Source organism: Desulfosarcina cetonica JCM 12296 (assembly GCF_001311845.1).
Taxonomy (GTDB): domain Bacteria; phylum Desulfobacterota; class Desulfobacteria; order Desulfobacterales; family Desulfosarcinaceae; genus Desulfosarcina; species Desulfosarcina cetonica.
Map to the genome: position 1 here is coordinate 1 of NZ_BBCC01000374.1, position 2,632 is coordinate 2,632.

The 2,632-nt window shown below is 65.0% G+C and carries 5 protein-coding genes; all 5 read right to left on the reverse strand.

The features are described from left to right. Positions 1 to 407 (reverse strand): amidohydrolase family protein (locus tag JCM12296_RS33940; RefSeq protein ID WP_157068167.1); only part of this gene is annotated, 407 nt, incomplete at its 3' end. Positions 408 to 442: 35 nt separating this feature from the next. Next, on the reverse strand, positions 443 to 742 hold the full coding sequence (locus JCM12296_RS48690; protein WP_306304190.1) for an amidohydrolase family protein: 300 nt from the start codon (positions 740 to 742) through the stop codon (positions 443 to 445). Next, a complete protein-coding gene (locus JCM12296_RS51225) occupies positions 625 to 1,077 on the reverse strand; it encodes an amidohydrolase family protein (protein ID WP_422699244.1) in 453 nt (150 codons plus the stop codon). Before JCM12296_RS51225 ends, JCM12296_RS48690 begins: the two co-directional genes overlap by 118 nt. Then, positions 1,059 to 1,781 carry an amidohydrolase family protein gene (locus JCM12296_RS33945; RefSeq protein WP_422699246.1) on the reverse strand — a complete coding sequence of 241 codons (723 nt, stop codon included), beginning with the start codon at positions 1,779 to 1,781 and terminating at the stop codon, positions 1,059 to 1,061. Before JCM12296_RS33945 ends, JCM12296_RS51225 begins: the two co-directional genes overlap by 19 nt. Then, on the reverse strand, positions 1,762 to 2,625 hold the full coding sequence (locus tag JCM12296_RS33950; RefSeq protein WP_054702462.1) for an amidohydrolase: 864 nt from the start codon (positions 2,623 to 2,625) through the stop codon (positions 1,762 to 1,764). The genes JCM12296_RS33945 and JCM12296_RS33950 overlap by 20 nt, the downstream gene beginning before the upstream one ends. Positions 2,626 to 2,632 lie beyond the last annotated feature (7 nt).

Genomic DNA, 2,632 nt, shown 5'->3' on the forward strand with positions numbered 1-2,632 from the left:
GGCACGCAGGAGGGCAGGGCGAAGAGACAGTCCATGGGTTGGCCGTCGGCCGATCGGAGCATGTAGTCGATGCCGGCCGCGCCGAGCACGTTGGCGATCTCATGGGGATCGGCGATTACCGTGGTGGTGCCGCAGGGCGCCACGGCGCGGGCGAATTCGGTGACACTGACCATGGAACTTTCGATGTGCACATGGGCGTCGATGAAACCGGGGGCCACATACCGGCCGCCGAGATCCAGCGTTTCCTTGGCCGGATAATCACCGAATCCGATGACATAACCGTCCTTGATGGCGATGCTGCCACTCTGGATACGGCCGGAAAAGACATTGACGATGCGGGCGCCTGTCAGCAGCAGGTCGACCGCTGCATCGCCGCGGGCGGCCGCGATGATCGTATTGCGGTCCATGGGGGCTCCTTTGGGGTTGGCTTGCGATGGGTGACTCAGCCGGCCTGGGTTTCCCGGATGTCCCGGGCGATGCGGTTGACCTGGGCCATGACGGCGTTGATGTCCATGTCGGTCAGCTGGCGATCGCGTACCAATAGGCGGCCGTCGACCAGCACGTGGCGCACGTCGGCACCGCTGGCGGCATAAACGATATGCGACGCCGGGTGGTACATGGGTGTCAGGTGCGGCGCTTGCGTGTCCATGACGATGATGTCGGCCTGCTTGCCGACTTCCAGCGATCCGATCCGATTCTCCAGGCCGATGGCCCGGGCGCCTCGATGGTGGCCATGCGCAATGCGCTGGCCGCGTCGAGAACCGTGGGGTCACTGCCGGCCACCTTGTGCAGCTTGGCCGCCGTGGCTATTTCGCCGAACAGGTCCAGGTCGTTGTTGCTGGCGCAGCGTCGGTACCCAGTCCCACGGAAATGCCCCGCGCCCGCATGCGGGGGACCGGGGCGATGCCCGAGGCCAGCTTCATGTTGCTTTCCGGGCAATGGGCCACGCCGCAGCCCGCGCCGGCCATGCGGTCGATATCGGCTTCGTCCAGCCAGACGCAGTGGGCCAAAAGTCCGGGCGTCGAGAATGCCCAATTGCGCCAGGCGGGCGATGGGGCTCAGACCCTTGTCGGCCACGGACTGATCCCGTTCGAAACGGTTTCGGCGGCATGTACCTGGAACAACACGCCCAGCTCATTGGCGGCCCGCTTGGCGGCCGTGAGGGTTGTATCGCCGCAGGTGTAGGGCGCATGGCAGAAAATCGCCGGTTGGATCAAGGCCGAGCGTTCGCGCCACTTTTGGACATAGGCCCGGGCATGGGCTACGTTTTGGGCCGGATCGGGCACGCCGGGGGCGGGGAAGTCGATCACCCCCTGTCCCAAGACGGCGCGCAGACCGGTTTCGGCAACCGCCTCGGCCACGGCATCTTCGTGAAAATAGCCCCCGCAGCAGCAGGTGGTGCCGCCAAGCAGCAGTTCGGCGCAGGCCAGCCGGGTTCCCCAGTGTACCGCTTCCGGTTCGATGAAACGGGCTTCGGCCGGAAAGATGTGTTCGTTCAGCCAGGTCATCAGCGGCAGATCGTCGGCCAGCCCGCGGAAGAGGGTCATGGGCAGGTGGGTGTGGATGTTCACCAGACCGGGCATGACGATGCCGCCGGCGGCGTCGATGCGCAGCGGCGCTTCGGGCGGCGGCGCCTGGCAGGTGGGTTCAATGGCGGCGATGCGACCCTCGCGGATGCCGATCCATCCTGCCGGGAGGGTTCGCATGTCCGCATCCAGGGTCAGGAGGGTGCCGTTATGGATGATCGTATCGAAGGTCATTTCAACGCTCTCGGATTTCATTGGCGATCTGCCGGGCGTTGGCCATGATTTGTTCCAGGTCCAGGTGCAGCAGCTGCCGGTTTTTCATCAACACCCGGCCGGCCACCACCGTCGCCCAGACGTCGCCGCCGTTCACCGCGTAAACCAGGTGGGATGCCGGGTGGTACAGGGGCGTCAGATGGGGCTTTTGGGTATCGATGACGATGATGTCGGCCTGCTTGCCGATCTCGATGCTGCCGGTGATGCCGTCCAGGCCCAGGGCGCGGGCCCCGTCAATGGTGGCCATGCGCAAAACCCGGGACGCATCCATCACCGTGGGGTCCAGGCGGCTGGCCTTGTGCAGCTTGGCGGCCATGTCCATTTCGGCGAACAGATCCAGGTTGTTGTTGCTCGAACAGCCGTCGGTGCCCAGGCCCACACAGATGCCGCGCGCCAAAAGATCGGGAATCGGGGCGATGCCCGAGGCCAGTTTCATGTTGCTCTCCGGGTTGTGGGCCACCTTGACGTCATGGGTGGCCAGCAGCGCCATGTCCCGGTCGTCGAGAACCACGCAGTGGCAGGCCAAAAGGTTGGCATCCAGCACGTCCAGGCTGGCCAGATGCTGAACCGGGGTGACGCCGTAACGCTTGCGGATATCGTCCACCTCGCTCTGGGTTTCCGAAAGGTGAATCACCAGGGGCGTCCGATTCTCGTGGGCGATCGCGGCGGCCTCGGTCAACAGGTCCGGGGCGCACAGGTAGGGCGAGTGGGGCTCCACGGCAATGGTCACCAGGGGATCGTTCCGCCAGGTGTCGATCAGCTGGCGGGTGTAGGCAAATCCTTTTTCAATGGGGCCGTAATTGGGCGAGGGGAAGTCGTAGAGCACCTAGCCG

Excerpts from the sequence above, each read along its gene's own strand:
- JCM12296_RS33945 (WP_422699246.1), bottom strand. The coding sequence starts at position 1,781 with ATGAAATCCGAGAGCGTTGAAATGACCTTCGATACGATCATCCATAAC.